At 49.6% G+C, this 21,925-nt stretch carries 20 protein-coding genes; 19 read left to right on the top strand and 1 reads right to left on the bottom strand.

Translation table 11 applies throughout. The annotated features are described in order from the left end of the window. The first annotated feature begins 292 nt into the window (after positions 1-292). The 13 genes from A3842_RS19425 (at position 293) to A3842_RS19370 (ending at position 14,118) form a co-directional block, all read left to right on the top strand. Positions 293-1,879, top strand: a complete 1,587-nt coding sequence (locus A3842_RS19425; RefSeq protein ID WP_074102433.1) for a sigma-70 family RNA polymerase sigma factor — start codon at positions 293-295, stop codon at positions 1,877-1,879. 308 nt (positions 1,880-2,187) lie between these two features. After that, positions 2,188-2,397: a zinc ribbon domain-containing protein gene (locus A3842_RS19420; RefSeq protein WP_074087527.1), complete on the top strand. Its 210-nt coding sequence runs from the start codon at positions 2,188-2,190 to the stop codon at positions 2,395-2,397. A gap of 287 nt (positions 2,398-2,684) precedes the next feature. Then, positions 2,685-3,263 (top strand): TetR/AcrR family transcriptional regulator C-terminal domain-containing protein, encoded by a 579-nt coding sequence (locus tag A3842_RS19415; RefSeq protein WP_074087528.1) that lies wholly within the window; start codon positions 2,685-2,687, stop codon positions 3,261-3,263. 131 nt (positions 3,264-3,394) lie between these two features. Then, positions 3,395-5,089 (top strand): oleate hydratase, encoded by a 1,695-nt coding sequence (locus A3842_RS19410; protein ID WP_074087529.1) that lies wholly within the window; start codon positions 3,395-3,397, stop codon positions 5,087-5,089. Positions 5,090-5,400: 311 nt separating this feature from the next. Next, positions 5,401-5,805 (top strand): DUF4279 domain-containing protein, encoded by a 405-nt coding sequence (locus A3842_RS19405; RefSeq protein ID WP_074102432.1) that lies wholly within the window; start codon positions 5,401-5,403, stop codon positions 5,803-5,805. A 151-nt stretch (positions 5,806-5,956) separates the two neighbouring features. Then, the gene (locus A3842_RS19400) at positions 5,957-6,460 is read left to right on the top strand and encodes a hypothetical protein (RefSeq protein WP_143186321.1); all 504 of its coding nucleotides are present in this window, start codon (positions 5,957-5,959) and stop codon (positions 6,458-6,460) included. 42 nt (positions 6,461-6,502) lie between these two features. Further along, complete coding sequence (locus A3842_RS33380) at positions 6,503-6,628, top strand: hypothetical protein (protein WP_256701765.1); 126 nt, start codon at positions 6,503-6,505, stop codon at positions 6,626-6,628. Between the two features lie 237 nt (positions 6,629-6,865). Further along, entirely contained in the window at positions 6,866-7,924 is a 1,059-nt protein-coding gene (locus A3842_RS19395) for a FecCD family ABC transporter permease (protein WP_074102437.1), read from the top strand. A 2-nt stretch (positions 7,925-7,926) separates the two neighbouring features. Next, positions 7,927-8,961, top strand: coding sequence for a FecCD family ABC transporter permease (locus A3842_RS19390; protein ID WP_074102436.1), 1,035 nt, complete (start codon positions 7,927-7,929; stop codon positions 8,959-8,961). Positions 8,962-8,996: 35 nt separating this feature from the next. Further along, the gene (locus A3842_RS19385; RefSeq protein ID WP_074102430.1) at positions 8,997-10,037 is read left to right on the top strand and encodes an NAD(P)/FAD-dependent oxidoreductase; all 1,041 of its coding nucleotides are present in this window, start codon (positions 8,997-8,999) and stop codon (positions 10,035-10,037) included. Between the two features lie 181 nt (positions 10,038-10,218). Then, positions 10,219-11,790 carry a spore germination protein gene (locus A3842_RS19380; protein ID WP_074087533.1) on the top strand — a complete coding sequence of 524 codons (1,572 nt, stop codon included), beginning with the start codon at positions 10,219-10,221 and terminating at the stop codon, positions 11,788-11,790. After that, complete coding sequence (locus A3842_RS19375; RefSeq protein ID WP_074102429.1) at positions 11,780-12,985, top strand: Ger(x)C family spore germination protein; 1,206 nt, start codon at positions 11,780-11,782, stop codon at positions 12,983-12,985. The genes A3842_RS19380 and A3842_RS19375 overlap by 11 nt, the downstream gene beginning before the upstream one ends. A gap of 35 nt (positions 12,986-13,020) precedes the next feature. Further along, positions 13,021-14,118 (top strand): GerAB/ArcD/ProY family transporter, encoded by a 1,098-nt coding sequence (locus A3842_RS19370; protein ID WP_074087535.1) that lies wholly within the window; start codon positions 13,021-13,023, stop codon positions 14,116-14,118. Positions 14,119-14,120: 2 nt separating this feature from the next. Here the strand turns inward: A3842_RS19370 and A3842_RS33905 are convergent, their stop codons facing one another. After that, positions 14,121-14,348 (bottom strand): YczF family membrane protein, encoded by a 228-nt coding sequence (locus tag A3842_RS33905; RefSeq protein WP_074102428.1) that lies wholly within the window; start codon positions 14,346-14,348, stop codon positions 14,121-14,123. Between the two features lie 210 nt (positions 14,349-14,558). Here A3842_RS33905 and A3842_RS19360 point away from each other — a divergent pair, with 210 nt between their 5' ends. From A3842_RS19360 to A3842_RS19335, 6 genes are all read left to right on the top strand, one after another. Further along, complete coding sequence (locus A3842_RS19360) at positions 14,559-14,918, top strand: (2Fe-2S) ferredoxin domain-containing protein (RefSeq protein ID WP_074102427.1); 360 nt, start codon at positions 14,559-14,561, stop codon at positions 14,916-14,918. Between the two features lie 110 nt (positions 14,919-15,028). Continuing rightward, a complete protein-coding gene (locus tag A3842_RS19355; protein ID WP_074087538.1) occupies positions 15,029-15,970 on the top strand; it encodes a carbohydrate ABC transporter permease in 942 nt (313 codons plus the stop codon). A gap of 23 nt (positions 15,971-15,993) precedes the next feature. Beyond that, positions 15,994-16,833, top strand: a complete 840-nt coding sequence (locus tag A3842_RS19350) for a carbohydrate ABC transporter permease (RefSeq protein ID WP_074087539.1) — start codon at positions 15,994-15,996, stop codon at positions 16,831-16,833. A 109-nt stretch (positions 16,834-16,942) separates the two neighbouring features. Further along, complete coding sequence (locus A3842_RS19345) at positions 16,943-18,352, top strand: ABC transporter substrate-binding protein (protein WP_074102426.1); 1,410 nt, start codon at positions 16,943-16,945, stop codon at positions 18,350-18,352. A gap of 132 nt (positions 18,353-18,484) precedes the next feature. Then, entirely contained in the window at positions 18,485-20,299 is a 1,815-nt protein-coding gene (locus A3842_RS19340; RefSeq protein WP_074102425.1) for a cache domain-containing sensor histidine kinase, read from the top strand. Continuing rightward, complete coding sequence (locus A3842_RS19335; protein ID WP_074102424.1) at positions 20,292-21,899, top strand: response regulator transcription factor; 1,608 nt, start codon at positions 20,292-20,294, stop codon at positions 21,897-21,899. The genes A3842_RS19340 and A3842_RS19335 overlap by 8 nt, the downstream gene beginning before the upstream one ends. The last annotated feature ends 26 nt before the right edge of the window (positions 21,900-21,925 follow it).

Genomic DNA, 21,925 nt, shown 5'->3' with positions numbered 1-21,925 from the left:
TAAATAAACAACGCCTTGGAGCTGAACGTTTACAAATGCCAGGCTGTCCACTTCTTTCCAAGGGAATGCTTTCTTGTATTGCAGAAAGAATAAAATGTGGCGGCACCTGTGTGTATTCATTACACTGTATATCAAGATATCCATTGTAAGCGGGAATGGGTTTATGGTTACTATTCCGGGATAGTTCGATTGGTTTATCTATCCATTATCTTCTTCTCCGGCACAATGTAACCTTTGCCCGTGATTATGGCACCTATAGTATAAGAACATGAAAGTGAAGGGGATGGCGGACATGCGTCAGTGGGTGGAGAAGGCGAGACAAGGAGATGCTGAGGCGTTCGCACAGCTGATGGTGCATTGCCGGGGGATGGCATACGCGGTCGCTTACGACTTGCTGAAAGACGTCCATCTCGCGGAGGATGCAGTTCAGGAGGCATGCCTTGAAACGTTTCTGAATTTGCACAAGCTGCGCGACCCGGCTGCCTTTCCGGGCTGGTTCAAGACGATTGTCGTAAGGCAAGGTCAGCGTGTACTCCGGCGCAAGCTTCAACCCACGATTCCTCTGGATGAAACACTGCAGGGTTTGCAGAATGCGCCGGGTGCGGCGGAGGTTGCGGAACGTTATGCGGAGGAGCAGGTGCTGCAAAACTCGGTGGCCGCGTTATCCGCCAAGCTTAGGGTCCCGGTGCAGCTGTTTTATTTCTACGGCTATTCCCTCCAGGAGATTTCCGCTTATCTCGGGACTCCGGTGCAGACACTCAAGAAAAGGCTGCATGATGCACGCCAAAAGCTGAAAGGCACACTCCCGGTTGCCGATCTGGCTTCCGTGTTCAATCATTTATACGAAAGGGGCGCAAATATGCTGCATATTGTGAATGGAGATACGGTGGGTAACATGCTAAAGCAAGGAATTGTTCAAGGGGATGTATTGGTATGGAGGGAGATTTATTCCTCTGGTCCAATATTTGAAGACCTCTCCCGGCCGGAGGAACGTGCGAAGCGCTCTCTGGTGCTGGAGGCAACGCTCGGTATTCCGGCTAATGAGTATATAGCGGGCTGTGAGGAACAGGAGCGTAAGCTCCGCGACTATACCCGGTACGACGAAGTAGTACTTTGGTTTGAGCATGACCTGTTTGACCAGAGTATGCTTGCCTATTTGCTGCATACGTTCAAAAGGAATATGCCCGGCCGTACCAAGCTTAGTCTGCTCTGCATCGGGGAGTTTCCGGGAATCGAACCGTTCCATGGTCTGGGACAGCTTACTCCGGCACAGCTTGGAACGTTATCCGGGACCTGGCGGACGATCGGAAAGCGGGAAATTGAGCTTGGAAGTGAGCTTTGGCAGGCGTATGCTTCAGCTGATCCTGCCCAAATGGCTGCTCTGCTTGAACTGAAGAAGTCGGAGCTGGCGGCGTCCGGCCTGCCTTTTGCCTATGAAGCCTTCATGGCCCATTTATCACGGCTTCCTTCCGTTGAGAATGGCCTGGGAATTGTGGAACAGACCACACTTGAAGCTGTTGAAGCCGGGGCGCATACGCCGCTGGAGTTATTCCGTCAAGTTACGGATGCCTTGCATGTACTTGGTATGGGGGATATCGAATACTTCAAGTATGTGCGTGCTTTGACAGCGGGTAATCATCCTATGATGTACATCGACGGGGCTGTTGATGATACGGATTTCCGGCAAATTCCTGAGTTTCTGAGCCGGCAGGTTACAATGACTGAGCTGGGTAAGCAGATAAAGAACGGAAGGGCGGACCGCGTCCTGATGCAAGGAATAGATGAATGGTATGGAGGCCTGCATATGCAGGGACATGATGTACCTTGGCGCTGGGAACGATCTACCGGAAGGCTGGTGCGGAACAAAACTGGATTTTAGAAGTATAATTAATGATCAGATTTTCAGATAACCTGTCTGAGCCTGCCCAATAAGCCCCCAAGTGGGTCTTTATTACTTATTTATTTGATTTGCTGGATAAGGAAAATTATGGATGATATGATATTGATATTTGTTTTTGATCTGCCAATGAAATACGGCCTAGACCACAAACTAAATCATAGTGTTCCTCTGCGTCTTTAGCATCATTGTGGGCAATATGATTATTTTCCGTCTGTGTTCAGCCGATGTAATAAGTAACAGCACATACTCTAGACGCAACAGAGAAACCTTTTGGAGGAGAGAGCACCATGGCTAAAAAACATTTTATTTGCAATAAATGCGGATGTAAAGAATATGCCGTGGACCAGTTCCAGGCAACCGGCGGCAACTTTGCGAAGCTTTTTGATGTCCAGAATAAAAAGTTCATCACCATTAGCTGCCGGGAATGCGGATATACGGAACTGTACAAGGCCAATACGGGCAGTGGAATGAATATTTTGGACTTTTTAATGAATTAGTTGAGGTTATTCATCTGAAAAAATTATGCTGAAGGCAGTGCCTTGTGGCTGAAATGATGGGCCTGAATAATGGCTATGCAATTGTTGAATGTAAGACAAGTGAGATGACGGACAAATGATAGAGGTTTGCCCGTCTTTTTTTGTGCTTTTATTCACAGCTCACTAACCCAGCTCCAGATCCCGAATTTCCTGTTACCCCTTGCATATATATTGGAAGTAAGAGTAATATTTTACATAGTGTGATAATCCGCAAGGTCAATCTATTATCCAGGGGGCAGAAGGAAGCTATGTCCTATTCACAAGTCACAAAAAATGCATTGGCCCGCTCACTCAAAAAACTGATGCTCACAAAGCCGCTCCACAAAATTACCATTCAGCAGCTTACCTGCGATTGCGGGGTGACCCGGCATACCTTTTATAATCATTTTCAGGATATCTATGAGCTGCTTGGCTGGGTCTACCAGACCGAAATCATTGAAGGCCTAGAGCCATACCGCAATTGCTCCGGTTGGAAGCAGGGGTTCCTTAGCGTGCTGTACTATACGCAGAGCAACAAAACCATATGCCTGAACACCTTCCATTCCCTGGGGCGTGAGCATTTGGAGGGATTTTTGTACGGGGTGATCTATGAAGTGGTGATTCAGGTTGTAGAGGAGCTGAATATGAAAGAGCCGGAACGGGTGAATATGCTGGCTATGCAAGATATTGCTGATTTCTATACCCTGGCAATCCTGGAGCAGGTCATTCATTGGCTCAAGGCAGGAGCGAACACCGACCCGGCACAGATCGTGGACAAAGTGGCCCGGATTATGGACGGCAGTATCTCCCGGAGTCTGGCTAACTATCATACCGCCCCAATAAAATGACACAATCTCCCGCAGATGTGTAAACCCTGTACAGATGCGGCGAGCTGTCCATAGAATTCTTAGGTTCCGCTGGGTATAGTGAAGTCAGTTCTAGAGTCACTTATCCAGTTCGATGAAAGGAAGAGGACAAAATGGGAACCTATCAAAGAATTAACCCGCTCGTGCAGGGAGGAATTGCTTCGAAAAAAGCATATCTCGTTGGAGGGGGGATCGGCTCGCTGTCCGCGGCGGCTTTTCTGATCCGTGACGGGCATATGCCTGGCCGGAACATTCATATTCTGGAGCAATCTGCAGTATATGGCGGCTCAATGGACGGCGCGGGGAATGCCAAAGACGGCTACAGTGCCCGGGGCGGACGCGAGATTGAGGAGCATTTTGAGTGCTTTATGGAGCTGTTCGGCTTCATTCCATCGCTGACCAACCCTGACCGGACAGTGCTGGAAGAGTTCCGCGAGCTGAATCTGGCCGAGCCGATCGAATCTCACTGCCGTCTGGTGGAGAAGGCAGGGCAGAAGGCCGACTTTTCCTCGCTGGGATTGTCTACGGCCCACGCGCTTCAACTCGGTAAGCTGGTGATGGTGACAGAGGAGAAGCTGGGCGCGGTGACGATTGAGCAGTTTTTTGACCCGAGCTTCCTGGACACGAACTTCTGGTATTTCTGGCGGTCCATGTTCGCCTTCGAGAATTGGCACAGTGTGGTTGAGGTCAAACGTTATATGGAGCGTTTCATGCACCTGATCTCCGGGATGAATCAATTGAAGGGCATCCTGCATACGGAATACAACCAGTTCGATTCGCTGATTCTTCCGCTGATGAAGTGGCTGGAGAGTGAGGGAGTTCATTTTGACAAGGGACATCAGGTCACCGATCTGGATGTGGATTTCACTGGCGGGGAAAAGACGGTTACGGCCATTCATGTTCTAGTGAACGGAATGCCAAAGACTATTTCGACCTCCCGCAGCGATCTGGTGATGGTAACGAACGGCTCGATGACGGAAAATTCGACTCTTGGCGATATGGACCATCCTGCGGTTCTTAACCGTTCGGTTACGGAGCGCGGCTGTTGGAGCCTATGGGAAAAGCTTGCCGCCAAATCCCCCGATTTCGGTCATCCTGAAGTATTCTGCGGGGACATTGACAAGACGAAATGGCTGTCTTTTACGATGACATTTACCGATGATGAGATCGTCTTCCCTTATTTGCTGGAGCTGACCGGTGATCTGCCGGGTATGGGCGGTGTTGTTACGATCAAGGATTCCAACTGGATGATGTCCTGGACTGCACCGAAGCAGCCGCATTTCATCAATCAGCCGGAGAATGTGAAGGTCCTGTGGGCGTATGGCCTGTTCCCGGATGCCGAGGGCAACTATATCAAGAAGAAGATGAGCGATTGTACCGGACGCGAGCTACTGGAAGAGCTGTGCTACCATATCGGCCTGAAGGACCGGATTCCGGAAATTCTGGAGCATACGACGAATGTCATTCCCTGCATGATGCCATATATCACTTCCCAGTTTATGCCCCGTGTGGCGGGCGACCGTCCGCAGGTTGTTCCGCAGGGCAGTACGAATCTGGCTTTCCTCGGACAATTTGCCGAAGTGCCTGACGACTGTGTCTTTACCGTGGAGTATTCCGTGAGATCAGCGATGATGGCCGTATACAGTCTGCTGGCGCTGGAAAAAGAAGTGATTCCAGTGCATCCGAGTAAGTTTGATGTACGCGTGCTGCTGACCGCCGTGCGGACATGTCTCGGTAATAAGCCGCTGCCGCTCGACCGGACGCTGGGCCAGCTGTTGTCGGGAACGGTGATTTCGAAGCTGTTGTAGGTTTCGGCGCTAGGCTAATTGCATAGGAATTTATGATATGAAGGGTATTCCTCAGCCAGAGATGGCGACAGGGATGCCCTTTTCGAAATATTACTGAATCGTTCGTTCAAAATTATAGTTAACGGTTGTTCTACATAAGGCCCCACTTCATCCTTCAACACACGGTGCGACTCACAATGCATGGCGTCCGGAGTCACTTTGGAAGGCGGTCTTTCCCTTTATACCGGAGTTCACTACTTTATGATATAAATAGGGGAGGAGTAAATACATGTGGATTATGAATAAATGACATAGGGGGATGGATTTGCAGTATGGAAGGTGAATTTACCTTTAGTATCTACGATAAGAGTCTGAATTTTGATGAAATTAGCCATATGCTCAGTACAGTTCCAAGCAACATAACCAGAAATGGAGAACTGCTAGCGAAATTAAATAATAGACAAGCTCCATTTGACAGCTGGCATATTACAGAGAAGTTTTCTGAGAATGTGGCTCCTGAAGAGGCTCTAGCCTTATTAGTACAGAAACTGCTTCCATATCGTGAGCAAATCAGCAAGCTGAAGCAACAATATGAGACGGTTCGACTCAATGCTTATCTGAGATCCGATTACGGCCAGATGGGAATGGACTTCCCTCCGGAAACAGTTAGGGCGTTGGGCGAGTTGGGGCTGGGACTCAGTGTACATATCCTTTCTTTTGGCGGGGTGGAGGCGTGAATAGATTGAAGTTGGATACTACAAATCTACAACGTTTTGAGCAAAAAGAGCAAGCATGGATGAAGTATGGATTGCGCAATATCTCTATTTGCTAACCCTGGAGGGCAGAATTATGGAAGATACTATGAGCTTTAAATAAATGTTGTGGCCAATGAAAACGAGAAACACAATAAGAGTTGCCTTCGCTGCTGTGTTGTTATTATTAGATTTAGGGATTGTCGTGAAGTACAGTGGATTTGAACGCAGAGTACTGCTGGTTGAATTAACAGTTGATATTGTAGTTTCTTATCTGCTATTGGTTGAGTACACGTTAGCTGTGAGAAGAAATCAGGCCTTGCTAAATACCCTCTGGAAAAAAATACTTGGATCTTTATTTACCCTTTTCGCCTATCTTCTCCTCTTAATCACTGCAATCAATATCTATCAGCTAAGTGTGGACGCTTTGGTAATGGGTTATTCTACTGAAGAAGCTGCTGTTGTTGAACGACTCTCTCAGTATCGGGCGAGTGATAAAGTGAAGGTAGTAATTGACGGGGAAGAGCATACATATACATTGCCGCCAAGCTACACGGAGGTCCGTCCTATGCACTCGTACCAAGTTCACATTTTCCACAAATCCAAGTTATTGATCGCCGTTAAGCCGCTCTCTAATTGATCGATAATGGACTCATCGCGGAGACGGATAAGGATAATTAATATGATTTTACTGGAGGTGCTGTTCTTCATCTTTGCCGGAATGGGTGCACTCTACAAACTGAAGAACGACGAATATATGTATCACAAGTTGAACCGGCGCGATGAATATGAAGACTATACCCGATAAAAGCACCTTCCTGCCCCGCCTGCAGTTGTCAAACCAACCAGCGGATGGTATGCAGTCTTCAGATTTTAGGACATTCAAAACCCCCGGCAAATTGTCGCTTCCTCAGGATGGTTTCCGGGGGTTTTGGTTTTCTATAAAAGCTGCAAATCATATTTGTCCATTGCCAAAATACAGCATCTTCCTTTACAATGTGATAATGATAATGATTATCAATTTCATGAGAAAAAGGTGGAACCTATGAGTCAACAGACAGCAGCCGGCACAGGTCCCCATAGGCGGCAGAATGAGGTGAAGCTTCGTTCGCGTCCTTGGGCGGCTACGCTGATCCTGGTTGGCGGTCTGATTGCCCTGGCGCTGGGAATTGCGGTTTCGGTCTCTTTCGGGGCTGCGGATATTAAGCTGCCGGTGGTATGGAACGCTATTTTTCATTTCAATCCGGATATTACGGATCACCAGATTATCCGCGAGCTGCGGCTTCCCCGCGTGCTAGGTGGTGTGATGATCGGGGCTAGCTTTGCGGTGGCTGGAGCCATAATGCAGGGGATGACCCGTAATCCGCTCGCGGACTCGGGGCTGATGGGCATTAATTCTGGCGCAGGTTTTGCGCTGGCGCTTGTGTTTGCTTTTATGCCGAATCTGCCGTTCATGGGTTTGATTCTGTATGCTTTTGCCGGTGCAGGGGCTGGTGCGGCGATCGTATATGGTATCGGTTCCCTGGCTAAAGGCGGACTTACGCCAGCACGCCTTGTACTGGCTGGTGCGGCATTGAGTGCACTACTCTCGGCTTTAAGTGAGGGAGTGGCTTTATATTTTAAAATCGGACAAGATCTGGCCTTTTGGTATGCGGGAGGTATAGCCGGAACGAAATGGTTCCAGCTCAAGATCATGTTTCCGTGGGTATTTGTGGCTATTCTTGGGGCAATTGCTCTATCCCGTTCCATTACCATGCTCAGCCTGGGTGAGGATATTGCCAAAGGTCTCGGGCAACGTACAGGTCTGGTGAAGCTGGCAGGTGCTCTGATCGTCCTGGTTCTTGCCGGTTCTTCGGTTTCGGTCGTAGGAGCTGTAGGGTTCATAGGTCTGATTATTCCCCACTTGACAAGGTATCTTGTCGGTGTGGATTACCGATGGATTATTCCATGCTCCGCCGTTCTTGGCAGTCTGCTGGTCGTGCTCGCCGACCTCACTGCGAGAACCATTATCCCGCAGCATGAAACGCCGCTGGGCGCGATTCTAGCATTGATTGGTGTGCCTTTCTTTCTGTATCTGGCCCGCAAAGAAAGAAGGGAGCTGTGAAGGTGCGTAAACAGAAGGCAATAAGTTTTGATGAGGTTAGACGCAGACGGGGATTACAAGTGCTGGCAGTACTATCTGCCTTGATCGCAGCTGTTTTTGTGATCAGTATGAACACAGGATACATACATTTGACACCGCCCCAGCTACTGCATACCCTGCTCGGCCGTGGCACGGACAAACAGGAGCTCATCCTGTTCGATTTCCGTCTGCCGCGGATTGTGATATCGATTCTGATCGGAGCCGGACTTGCGGTTTCAGGTGCAGTGATGCAGGGTGTGTTCCGCAATGATCTGGCCGATCCCGGAATTCTTGGCATCAATGCCGGAGCCGGACTCATGGTGATGCTGCTGGTTTCTTTTTATCCGGCAACCACAGCCGCACCGGTATTTATGCTTCCGCTGGTAGCTTTTGTCGGGGCTGCATGTACGGCAGCCATGATCTATGCGCTTGCCTATAAGCGGCATGAGGGAATCTCTCCAATCCGGCTGCTGCTGACCGGGGTGGCGGTTGCGGCAGGCATGAGCGCGGCTATGATTGTACTTACCCTGCGCCTGGACCCCGACAAATATCAATTTGTCGCCACTTGGCTTGCGGGCAGTATCTGGGGGACCAGCTGGAAGTTCGTACTTTCCTTGCTGCCTTGGATACTCATTCTGCTGCCCTATGTGATCTACAAGGCCAGAGTCATGAATGTATTGAACCTGGGGGATCAGACTGCAACCGGACTCGGCGCGGCGGTAACGAAGGAGCAATTCCGCCTGCTGGGGGCTGCGGTCGGTCTAGCAGCGGCCAGTGTCGCCGTGAGCGGCGGAATCGGATTCGTCGGATTGGTGGGGCCGCATCTGGCTCGGCGCCTGGTGGGGCCGAAGCATCAGTTGATGCTGCCCGCTTCGGCGCTGCTGGGATCACTGCTTGTTCTTACGGCGGATACCATCGGCCGCTGGATACTGCAGCCTTCCGAAATTCCGGCAGGTATTGTCGTTGCCGTGATTGGGGCGCCTTATTTTCTCTACCTGCTGGCCCGTACCCGTTCTTAATTCGCTGAAATACCAATACACATGGAGGGGATTACATGAGCAAAGAGCTGGAATTATTCGATGTGACGATTATTGGCGGGGGTCCTGCCGGTATGTATACAGCATTCTATAGCGGGATGCGCGACCTGAAGACGAAGCTGATTGAAGCCAAGGATGAGCTGGGCGGAAGAATGCTTATTTATCCCGAAAAAATGATCTGGGATGTGGGGGGAGTTACTCCAATACTCTGCCGGAAACTGATAGATCAGCTGGCTGAGCAGGCCCGGACCTTTGATCCTACCATCGTACTGGGCCAACAGATCATTGCTCAGGAGCGGCAAGAGGACGGCACGTATATTTTGACATCAGCGAGCGGCGAGCGGCACTGGACGCGTACTATCATCCTGACCATAGGATACGGTATCCTGCAGATGGCGAAGCTGGAGATTGAGGGGGCGGACCGCTATGAGGTGACGAACCTTCATTATACTGTGCAGGAGCTGGAACCTTTCCGCGGCAAGCGGGTGCTGATCTCGGGCGGCGGCGATTCGGCGGTGGATTGGGCGAATGAGCTGGAGCCCGTTGCCGCCAGCGTGACGATTGTTCACCGCCGCGAGCAGTTTGGCGGTCATGAGAAGAATATTGCCCGCATGAAAGCCTCATCGGTTCAAGTCCGTGTTCCTCACACGGTTAGCCAGCTGCACAGCAGCAATGGAGAGAAGATAGACCAGGTCACCATCAGCCATATGGAATCGGGCGAACATGAGCAGCTTGAAGTGGATGCAGTGATAGTGAATCATGGGCTGAAAAGCGACTTTGGTCCGCTAAAGGATTGGGGTATTGATATGGGCGAATGGTGTGCCAATGTCAGCGGTCGGCTGGAAACGAACCTTCCGGGTGTATTTGCCGCCGGAGATTTCGTAGATTACAGCAGCAAGGTCCGGTTAATTGCCGGGACCTTCACTGATGCGGTTCTTGCTCTGAACAGCGCGAAGCTGTATTTGGACCCTGAGGCCCCCAAGGTGGCTTATGTCTCCTCGCATAATGAGCGTTTTAAGGAAAAGAACAGGGCGCTTGGCGTAGTGGATGAACACTAATGGCTGGAGATTTATTGAATATAGATTAATCAGAGGCTGTCCGTACGAAATTCTTCGTGCCGGCAGCCTTTTTGTGTGCATAGATCCTTGCAATTAGTCTGTTTGAACCTGTGTTTCTCTATTCCATATGCTGCATAAAAAAAGGGAAGCGGGCAAATAGTATGGGCAGGAGGTGCGGATGATGGCTACTCGAACAACCAAACCGAAAAAGTCCCAAACGGAGGATAGCAACAATCAAAGCTCCCCGCTTACAGAGAACCTTGACGACAATTTGCAGCATATCCGGGAAGGCCTCGGTAACAGTCTGGATCTGATTATCCGCTATTTTCAAACGATAGATGATGCTCCCCGGATTGCTGCCGTATATATGGATGGCCTTACGGATAAGGAGATCGTGAATGAGTTCATCTCACACGCCATGTCCTTTCAAACTGTTAACGAGGAAGGGCAGAAGTTGACAACAAGCCTGGACATTTATAAATATATGAAAGAAAAAGCGTTGAATCCAGGTAAAGGGAAGTCCGTCACCACGATAAGTGAGCTCTTTGAAGCCCTTTTGTCCGGAAATACCCTTATCCTGATCGAAGACATGGCAGAAGCGATATGCGGCAACACAAGCGGAGGCGAGGTCCGTCCTGTGTCTGAAGCGAGTACACAGGTATCGATCCGCGGGTCCAAGGAGAGTTTTACGGAGACGATTGGGGTTAATATTTCTCTGGTCCGCCGCAAAATTAAAAATCCCAATCTGTGGGTAGAGCCGATGACACTGGGTGCTGTGACACAGACTAGTATGGCCATCATGTATATACATGGCATAGTAAACGAAGATAATTTGCAGAATTTAAGAGAAAAGCTGCAAGAAATCAGAGTGGATTCCATATTGGAATCGGGATACATTGAGCAGCTAATTGAAGAAGGTGGCTATTCCCCTTTTCCTACGCTGTATAATACAGAACGGCCTGACAGCGTGGCCGGGAATCTGCTGGACGGGAGAATCGCCATTTTTGTAGATGGAACTCCTTTTGTGCTCATTGCACCTACAACGTTTTTTATGTTTTTTCATACGGTAGAGGATTACTATCAGCGTTTTGATATTTCTACATTGATCCGTTTATTGCGTTTTCTCTGTTTGCTGATTTCGATGTTCGGTCCCGCTATCTTTGTTGCCGCGCTTAACTTTCATCAGGAGATGATTCCGACCCCGTTGCTGATTAATCTGGCCTCGCAGCGGGAAGGAGTGCCTTTTCCGGCCTTTGTGGAAGCATTGATGATGGAGGTGACCTTTGAAATTATCCGTGAAGCGGGCATTCGGCTGCCTTCCACGATTGGTCAGACGGTCTCCATCATTGGAGGTTTGGTTCTGGGACAAGCGGCCGTCCAGGCGGGAATTGTTTCACCAGCTATGGTTATCGTTGTTTCCTTAACAGGGATCTCCAGCTTCACTACGCCGGCCTTTAACATGGCACTCTCAGTAAGGCTGCTGCGATTTGTCATTGTATTTGTTGCAGCCTTTATGGGCCTTTATGGCATAGCTATTCTGGCTTTAATCCTGATCGCACATTTATGTAGCCTGCGCTCATTGGGAGTTCCTTATATGTCTCCTATAGCTCCTTTTGCCCTTAAGGCGCAGAAGGACACCTTAATTCGTTCACCCATTCATTTTATGAAAATCCGGCCGCGTCTGAACAATGATAATAGTAATGTGCGCAAAAAGGTAGTTAAAGGCAAAAGGGTAAACACCAATGAAAGTTAAAATGAGAGGTTGCCTGATTGCCTATCTGGGACTGGCCCTGAGTCTGACAGGCTGCTGGAACAGCAGAGAATTGAACGAGCTGGCCATTGTCAGCGGAATCGGAATAGACCAGGGAACGAAACCGGGTGAATACAAGGTAACGTTCCAGGTTGTCATCCCGTCAGCCACTGCTACAAGCCAAGGGGCAAACAGCGGGGCGTCCCCAATCACCATCTATACGTCAAACGATCACACGGTATTCGGGGCCCTGCGCAAAACCTCGAAGCAGGCAAGCCGTCAGCTATTTTTTGCCCATACCCAATTGTTGGTACTGGGAGAGTCCATCGCAAAAAGCGGGATCAGCGGTGTATTGGATATCTTCGAACGATCCCATGAGCTTAGGCTCAATACAGCTGTTCTGATCTCAAGAGACACAAGTGCTGCTTCTATTCTAAAAGTATTCACACCGCAGGAAAGCATTCCCTCCATCGGATTGTCTAAGAAGATTCAAAATACTTCCAATGTGTGGGGGGAGAATCAACGGGTTGACGTTTTTGAGCTGATTAATAAAATGACAGGGGAGGGAGGCTTCACGGTCAGCGGACTGCGCATGATTGGCAATGTAGAAGCAGGTAAGAAGAAATCAAACCTGGAGCAATCGGATGTAGAGACTACTATCACAATGGGAGGCCAGGCCGTATTCAAGAAGGGGAAGCTGGTAACATGGATCGACGGACCCGAAGCCAGGGGAACAGACTGGATACTGAATAAAATCATCGAAACGAATGTGGACATCGATGCGGGGGAACAGAAAAAAGCAGTTGCAGTTAACGTGTTATTATCCAGAACCGGGGTCAAGGTAGAATTGCGGGAGGGAATTCCGGTTTTTCATGTGAATGTCAGTGAGGAAGGGAATATTAATGAGACCAAGAGCAGTGTGGACTTGAGCAATACTGAGGAAATCATCAAATTGGAGGAGGCTATGGAAAAGCTGACGAAGGCAGAAATAGAGCAGGCATTCCAAGCGGCACAGCAAACGGGTGTTGATTATTTGAATTTTGGGAATGAATTAAAACGTACCCACCCCAACGCTTGGAGAACTGTGGAGAACGAATGGGACCAGATCTTTGCCAAAGGAACACTTGATCTCAAGGTTGAAGCGTATATTCGGGGTACAGGAATGCGGCTCGCTCCGTTCATGTCACCTGAAAAATAAAGATTGATCTAATGAAAAGATAGGTGAGCTTTCTTATGAGAAAAGAAGTCATCGGACCCAGTCAATTGTTTGCCATGATAGTGCTGTTTGAACTGGGAACGGCCCTGGTAGTTCCTATAGGTCTGAAAAGCGGCCATGCGGTATGGCTGTCCATATTAATGGCCCTGCCAGGAGGAGTACTGCTCTATCTGATCTACTACGATCTGTATCGTCAGTTTCCCGAACTGATCATGAGCGGATATACACAAAAAATACTGGGTAAGGCCATTGGCTGGCCGCTGAGTCTGCTGTATATCCCGGTGCTGATGTTCAACGGCTCCCGTAATTTACGGGAGGCTGGAGATCTGTTAATCTCGTCTACTTACGACCGGACTCCGATCCTGGTTATCAATGCAATTATGGTAATTGCGGTCATGTACATCCTGAACAAGGGGATTGAGGTATTCGCCAGGACAGCGGAAATTTATTTTTGGATCATCATGATCATGGGGCTGGTCTGCAATTTTATTGTTATCGCTGCCGGACTGGTGGACGTTAAGCATTTGTTTCCCCTTCAGGCCGACGATTGGTGGGATGCGCTAAGCTCTGCCTATCCCAGCATCTGGATTTTTCCGTTTGGGGAACTGGTTTGCATGACAACGGTTCTGCCTCATTTCAACAAACCCCGAAAAGCCAAAAGAGCAGGGGTCATGGCAGTGATCCTAAGCGGGCTGCTGCTCACTTTCACCCATGCCATTGAAATATCCGTACTTGGAGAAAATATATATAGTAGAGCGGCCTTTCCCATTTATACGACGATCACGCTGGTAAACGTGGCTAACTTTATCCAGCGTCTGGATGCCTTAGTCATTTTGACCCTGATCATCGGTGTTTTCTTTAAAATGTCGATCTATTGTTACGCAGCGACCGTAATCACTGCAGATTTGTTTAAAGTTCAGGATTACCGGAAACTGGTTGTGCCTGTTGGAGTCATTGTATTGTTCAGTTCATTTATGAGCGCTGAGAATTACACTAGTCACTTGAATGAAGGGAGAGCGTTTCTGAAATACATTCTTCCGCTCCTCTGCGCGGTAATTCCTATTCTGCTGTTCCTTGTCCACCATGTGCGCAAACGGTTCGGCTGGTACCGGTAGCCTCAATGGCCGGGTTTCTTTTTCCTGTTGTAAGCATCCATCCCTAGTTGGATAAACGGAAGTAAGAAGAATATAATGATCACGGTCAGCTCCTCGAAGGTAGTGGTGTTGAAGATCGAGGTAAGAAAGCTGAACGACATGGAGAATGGGGTTCCGGTTAACCAATCCACGGATATTGATATAGTCAAGCCCAATAAGCCAAGTACGGCGTAAATATACAGAATTTTCATTTGGTTTGTTCTCCTTTTCTTTTTTGTAATGGCCTTGAGGACCCGGCAAGCAAAAGATATTATCCCCATCTAATGAGGCTGGTAACCAAGACTTTGTCCTCCGCACTCCAGGAAACCGATTGTACGCTATTGACGGGCATCCGGTGAATGGCTAGAGTTTAGAATGATCCTTATGCGGGGTATTAGTGTTCAAAAGGGGGTATATATTTAATGACGACCTGGAATCTGCAAGGAACGGTTAATCATTTGCTGATCTGCGGCGGCAGCAGCTGCAGAAAGAATAAAGGCGAAGAAGTGGCTGATGCCATTGAGGATGAAATTGAGAAACAGGGAGCGGCAAGTAAGATACATACCACAGTAACCGAGTGTAACGGAAGATGCTCGGACGCCTGTATAGTGATCTCATACCCGGAGGGAGTCTGGTATAGGGAGATGACGCCCAAGGCGGGCAAAAAGCTGGTGCGGAAGGTGCTCCAAGGGGAACAACTGGAGGATCATATCCTCTATACCTACGATGGCGGGCTGAAGGCCCGGACAGACAAGGGTGTCAAGGGTAAAAAGAAGAAGTAAAAATTATACTGAATAAGATCAAAATACCGTCAAAGCGCTGACGGTATTTTTTTTATAATGAGAACAGAGAAAAGGGATTGGCCTATAACAAAACCATTGAGGTGTGAGACATGGGGCAAATTATGGAGACTTTAACGCAAAAGCCGCCGGCTGTGCGCAATCGCAAAGGCTGGTCGCTGCAAAAGGGAGAAACGCTGTCCGGGCTGCTCTTTGTAAGCCCGATGCTGATCGGGGTAACGATTCTGGTGCTGATACCGATCATTGCCACACTGGTGCTAGGCTTTGCTGACTGGAATTTTGTGCAAGGCTTTGACGGTATCCGCTGGGTAGGGCTGCAGAACTTCAGCAATCTGCTGCAGGACGACATGTTTATCCGCTCGGTGCGCAACAACTTTATCTTTCTGCTGACAGTACCGGTGTATTTGCTGGTATCCATGGTACTGGCGATATTGATCGACCGCTACGTGTATATGAAGGGTTATTTTAAAATCGCTTACTTCGTCCCTTATGTATCGATGACCGTCGCCGTAGCCATTGTATGGCAGGTACTGTTCCAGCCTTCGTACGGCCCGATTAACGAAATGCTGAAGGCTATCGGGATTGCTGATCCGCCAAAGTGGATTGCCGATCCGCATTTTGCCCTGATCTCCATTATGATGATTTCGGTCTGGATCTCCATCGGCTTCAACATGATTATCTACATCGCCGGACTCCAGTCCATTCCGAAGGATCTGTACGAGGCTGCCGAAATTGATGGAGCTAACGCCTGGACCAAATTCAGACGGATTACCTTTCCGCTATTGTCGCCCACGACCTTCTTCCTGCTTGTAACCGGCATCATTGCTACGTTTAAAGTGTTTGATGTGATCGCGGTGCTGACCCAGGGCGGCCCGATTGGCTCTACGACGATGATGGTCTGGTACTTGTATGATACAGCTTTTGTCAATCTTAAGGTTGGCTACGCTTCAGCGATTGCCGTCGTGTTGTTCCTGTTCGTCATGCTGATTACGTTCGGGCAGTGGCTGGCAGAGAAGAAATGGGTCAATTACTAGACAGAGAAGTGAGGGTTAAGCATATGGAAAAACGTCCAGGCGTCGATGGGTTGAAAATCATAGTTACGGTGGTCATGTTTGCCGGAAGTGTGCTGTTCCTGCTGCCTTTTGTATGGATGCTGGTCACCTCGTTCAAGGTGGAGTCGGAAGTATTTGCGTATCCCATCCAGTGGCTTCCGAAGGAATGGAATGCGGTTGAGAACTACAAAGCGGTCTGGTTTGGTGATTATCCGTTCACTTTATACTACTGGAATTCGATCAAGGTTGCGGTGATAACTACTGCGGCATCCTGTCTAATCTCGGCCATGGCGGCTTATGGGTTCTCCAAAATCAAGTTCCGGGCCAGCAATTTCCTGTTCATGATTGTGCTGGTAACATACATGATTCCAGGGCAGGCAATCCTGATTCCACAGTTTATTATTTACCGCAACATCGGGCTGTTCGACAGCCATTTGGGTCTGGTGCTGCTCGGAACCTTCAGTGTGCTCGGGACATTTATGCTGCGTCAGTTTTTTATGGGTCTCCACCAGGAGTTTATTGAATCGGCCAAAATCGATGGTGCCGGACATCCGCGCATTTTCTGGTCCATCGCCTTGCCTCTGGTGAAGCCTGCGGTCGCCACGTATGCGATCCTCCGGTTCATCTGGACCTGGAACGATTATCAGAATCCGCTGATCTTCATCCGGAGCGACAAATTGCTGACTCTGCCGATAGCAATCCAGAAGTTCACTTCCATGAGCGGAGAGTTCTACTCCCTGATTATGGCGGCAGCGGTGTCTGCCATCCTTCCTTTGATTATCATCTTTATCCTGGGACAAAAGAATGTCATTGAGGGCATCGCACTTGGCGGTGTAAAAGGTTAATAGAAGTAAAAATAATTCAATAAAAGTAAATATTGTTTCATGTGCCAAATGTAAGCGTATCCTATAATTCATTTGTGAGTCACTGATATTATCCAGGGAGGGTTCAATGATGGTGAAAAGAAAAGGCTGGTCCGGGGCGATTGCAGGGGTTCTGATGTTAAGCCTGCTGGCGGGTTGCGGCGGGAATAACAGCAATAATAGTACAAGTGGCGGGGCGAACACAGATGCGGGCAAAGCAACGAACGGAGCCGCAGCCGGCAATACAGAGAAAACCAACCTGCGGCTCTACACTTATGGGACAGAGGAGGCGTACAACTGGAAGCACACACTAGAAGCCTATGAAGCGGCCAATCCGGGTGTGACCATTGAGCTGGTACAGCTGAGTGAAAAGGGCGATACCCAGGAAGCCTTCAAAAAGCTGGATCTGGAGGCGGCCTCCTCCGCGCCGATGGATATCCTGATGTTCAGTGACGCAGCGGGATATGCCCAGCGGATTGCGCTGGGGATGGCGGAACCGTTGGACGAGTATATCGCCAAGGACGGCTTCAAGGTAGAAGAAGATTATAAAGTGGATACCCATTTAGATGGCAAGGTCTATGCGCTGCCGGGCAAATTCAATCCATGGTACGTGCTGTTGAACAAGGATAATCTGGATGAAGCAGGACTTGCCGTGCCTACTGACTGGACTTGGGATGATTTTGCCGACTATGCCCAGAAGCTGACGAAGGGCGAAGGAGCAGAGAAGCGTTACGGGGCATACTTCCACGGTCCGCAGGCAGGTGGCTGGATGGAATTCCTGAAGCTGAAGATGGAGAACCAGCCGCAGAACTCCGAGTTTCTGAAGGCGGACGGAACCTCCAATCTGGATGATCCGAACTTCAAGGCGACGCTTGAGCTGAGAATGAGAATGGAAAAGGAAGATAAGTCTTCCGTTCCTTATTCGGACATGATCTCCCAGAAGCTGGCTTACCGCACCCAGTTCTTCAACCAGTCTGCCAGCATGATTCTAATCGGAAGCTGGATGAACACGGAAATCGGCGGTACAGAAAAGGTGCCTTTGAACTTTAATGTAGCCGTAGCCCCATTTCCTAAGAACAATGCTGCTGATGAAAATGGGCTTACCCCGGTGACTACAGACTATGTGTCCGTTGCCGCCAAATCCAAAAACAAGGAAGCGGCCTATAAATTTGTCCGCTGGTATACAACCGAAGGCCAGCTTGTCCAAGGCAAGAACATTCCGGCCTGGAGCAAGGTAACGAGCGATCAGGTGGAGGGGATTATTGATACGATCCTGGCCGGTACCAAGAATCCGGAGAAGGTTGACAAGAAATCTCTCGTTGACACGCTTGTGGCTTCCAAAGCATCGGCGATCATTCCGCCGGCTACGTACCAGGCAGAGGTGTACAAAGCCATTAACGAGGAGTATGAGAAAATGATCCTTGGGGATCAGGATGTGGATACGACCATCAAGAATTCCCAGGACCGTGTGAATAAAATAATTGCAGCCAATAAAAAATAATTTGCTATAATCATTTCATAGAATGTATACAAGATGAGAATATATTTCCCGCAGAAACGGAAGTCCTTTTTCGCTGGAGGGCCAAGCCGTTTCTGCTTGTTTCAGGGGTACTTATTGAAAGGGGACACCGCCATGATCAGCAGACTCAGGGAGCTCGCCCCCAAATCGATCCGTCATAAGCTGATTGTCGCATCCATTGCCTGTATTCTGGTTCCTGCCGCGCTCACACTGCTGATCTACAATTCATTAACCCAGGAGGCCGTCAAACGGCAAGCTATTGCAAATGCAGAAGATTCCTTACAGCTGGTGAACGGCTCAGTGACGAACAGCCTGAAAGGGATGCTGACCATCGCCAATTATGTCCAGACCAATCCCGGATTGAAAGCGTATTTCAAGCTTGCCGCAGCCAATAATGTAAGCGGTAACGAATATCAGAGGTTTATGGATCAGAACCGTGTGCTCGAACAGCTGGATACCCTTACTGTTGTTGGTCAGAACAGTTATGTAACAATTCTGCTGACCAACGATAAATATTATATGAATTATTCTGTTAGCGATTACAATCCGCTCGAGTTGAAGAAGAAGCCCTGGTTCCGCAAGATGACAGAGCTGAAGGGGCTGGAGTCCTACTGGGCAGGTGTAGAGCCCACTGAAATGGCCTACGACAAGTTTGATCATCCGTATCAGGTGACGGTGGCCCGAACGCTGCGCCTCGATAGCACCGAGATCTATGGGTATGCCGTTGTGACCATTATGGAGGATCAGCTTCATGATATTTTCGGCAATCTGTCGGCAGGACAGAAAGTGGTTCTGCTGGATGGAGAGAACCATATTGTCTCCGGGGGAGATCCGGAGAGTATTGGCAAACCGTTTCCGTATGTGAACGCCGTGAATTCTTTGCAGGCTTCAGAGGTCGTTGCCATTGCCGGGGAGCGCTATCTTGTTGTTCAGCAGCAGCTGTCCTTCAACGGCTGGCGGCTGGTACTGATGCAGCCTTACAAGGAGAGCATCGTAGATATCAGTTCTATATTTAATCGTGTGTTTGTCATCCAGCTGATCTCCTTCTTCGTCTTCCTGCTGCTGCTCATTACTCTGGTCCGTGCCTTTACGAAACCGCTGGTAAGGCTCGGCAAAGTAACAACTGCAGTGCAGCGCGGGAACCTGCTGGTACGCTCCGGAGTCCGGGGTAATGATGAAATCGGGCGGCTGGGGCTGATGTTCGACCAGATGCTGGACCGGGTCAAGGAAATGATCGCAGAAGTCTCAGACACCCAGGCCCGTAAACGAAAAGCGGAGCTGAAAATGCTCCAGGCTCAGATCAACCCTCATTTTTTGTTCAATGTGCTGAACTCGATCCGTATGAAGGTCATGAAGCGAGGTGATCCGGAGAGCGCCAAAATGATCAGCTCCCTGTCCATGCTGCTACGGATGACGATCAGCCGTGAAGAGGATGAGATTTTTCTGCATGAAGAGATTGATCTGGTCTCCCACTATGTCAGCCTGATGAATCTGCGCCAGAAGGAGGAGGCCCAGGTACAGCTGGATATTGATCCTAGGGCGTTTCTGATAAAGGTACCGCGCTTTTTCCTTCAGCCGCTGGTTGAGAACGCGCTCATTCATGGGCTCAGCCAGCAGCCGGGGGTGATCAGCATCCGTGCGGATGTGGAGGAGAGCTATACGGTCCTGTCTGTAACCGACAATGGCCTAGGGATGAATGAAGCCCGGCTAGAGAGTATAGCAGGACGGATGCAGTCCGCAGGGACGGAGATGAGCTCCGGTCACGAAGAGCCCAAAGGTTCTTTCTCCGGGATGGGTATGTCCAATGTAGTGGAACGGATGCGGATGCTGTTCGGTGAGGATTTTGTCATCAATGTTCGCAGTGAAATCGGCAGCGGGACTACGATAGAGATGCATATTCCGCACAGGGAGGAGATACGGGATGTATAAGGTGATGCTCGTGGATGACGATTATCCGGTGATCGAGCTGTTGTCCGAGAGTATCTGCTGGGGGGAGCTTGGCTTACGCCTGATGGGTACGCATGAGAACGGAGAGAGTGCCTGGGAGCATGCACAGCAGGAGATACCAGATATTCTGATTACGGATATCGGCATGCCGCGGATGAATGGAATTGAACTGTCTGCCCGTATCAAGGAGCTGAGGCCGGGTGTGCGGATCGCGATTTTATCCTGCCACAATGAATTTCAATACGCCCAGCAGGCGATGCGCCTCAATGTGCAGGATTATTTGCTAAAAGATGCGCTGGACCCGGAGGATCTTGTGCAGCTGCTGTGCAGATTCAAGGAATCCATGGATGAAGAGAACCGCGCAGGCTGGGAGACCTCCCGCATCAGGCAGCTGTTCGGAGAGACTAAGGAGCTGCGCAAGGAGCGGAGCATCAAGAATTTCATCCATCAGCCGCTGCTGTCACCGGAGAAATGGCTGGCTGAGGCTGCTGAATACGGACTGTTCCAGCCGGGGGAATTCTGTCTGCCTGTTATTGCCTACCTGGAGGATTACCGGCATGTGAAATACCGTTTCTCCTCGGATCAGACACTGCATTTTGCCGTGAGTAATGTGATGAATGAAGTGCTGGACGGGATGAAGCCGCGCGGACTTTATATTGGCTACAATGTCAAATCTTCGTTCCTGCTGTTCTCCTACCGGCCTGGTCTGCAGGGTAATATTTATGCGGAAGCCGCAGCCGGGCTGAAGATTATCCAGTCTACCCTGTCGAAGGTGCTGAAGGTCCGCATGTCCTTCATTACCGGAGAGGGCACCGGAACACCGGAAGGGCTTAAGCAGCAGCTGAATGGGCTGCTGAACGCCGAAGAGCAGCGTTTTTATCTGATGCCAGGGGATACCGTTACGCGTAAGTCTGCCAATAGAACCGCCGCAGTAAGCAATCTGTTTGCACATTATGATCAGGCTGCCGCGGAACTGCGGGAGGTACTGCTGGGCAGGAATGCACAGCAGGCGCGTACCGTGTCCGACAAGTGGATCTCATTGATCCGGGAAGAGCGGTATCCTCCGGAGACGGTCAAGGACTGGACGCTGAAGCTGCTGCTCGACCTGAAGCTGAAGCTGCACTCCCTCCAGTTCATCCGTCCGGCGTATTCGGCGGATACGCTGCACAAAGAGATCGTGGATATCGATTCACTGCCATCCCTGCGGGAATGGCTGGATAATCATCTGGAATCCATCGTTGCGGCGAAGGGGGCTGGCGCCGGGGGCAGCAAAAGGACCGAAGTCACCGAGGCCTGCCAATATGTTTCCCTTCGCCTGGGAACACGGATCAGTCTGGATGAGGTAGCAGATCATCTCCATTTGAACGCCAGCTATTTCAGCAGGCTGTTCAAGAAGGAGACAGGCACTACTTTTATCGAATATGTAACAAAACTAAAAATGGAAAGAGCCAAGGAACTGCTGGATGGAACAAATTCTACAGTTGGCGAGATCTGTGAACAACTGGGATATGACAACCAGAGCTATTTTATCAAGACTTTTAAGGTACATGCAGGAGTAACGCCCGTTGAATACCGTGGGTAGCCGTGTGCCGTAGAGAGAGGCGACAT

It is taken from the genome of Paenibacillus sp. P3E, from assembly GCF_001909045.1.
In the GTDB taxonomy this organism is placed as follows: domain Bacteria; phylum Bacillota; class Bacilli; order Paenibacillales; family Paenibacillaceae; genus Paenibacillus_AQ; species Paenibacillus_AQ helianthi.
This window is presented reverse-complemented; position numbering and strand designations above follow the sequence as displayed.